We start from the raw sequence: 251 nt of genomic DNA, 5'->3' as shown, positions 1-251 counted from the left end.
CCGAATAGCGAAAACGCCTCGATCCAATCAGAATATATGAATGCATCGTGGCCTTCCTCGGCATCAAGCAACGCAGTTATGCCATGATTGATGTCATGCCACTCAACCGCGTGAATGGATAGGCCGTAGTCAGCATATTCGGCTTCCAAGGCGGTAGCAGTCGCTTTCCAGTCTTTGATATTGCGGCCGAGTGCAACAAAGCAGATTTTGTCTGGAACCATCCATTCAGAATTTTCTCGTTCCTTTTGCAG

General features: G+C 48.2%; 1 protein-coding gene. It reads right to left on the bottom strand.

Annotation, left to right across the window (positions count from 1 at the left end):
• Positions 1-221 (bottom strand): hypothetical protein (locus SB749_RS20230; protein WP_410711886.1); only part of this gene is annotated, 221 nt, incomplete at its 3' end.
• Positions 222-251 lie beyond the last annotated feature (30 nt).

The sequence above is a fragment of the Brevibacterium sp. SIMBA_078 genome (assembly GCF_046534565.1).
Classification (GTDB): Bacteria; Actinomycetota; Actinomycetes; order Actinomycetales; family Brevibacteriaceae; genus Brevibacterium.
Note: the sequence above shows the minus strand (reverse complement) of the source record. Positions and strands in the feature narration are given on the sequence as shown.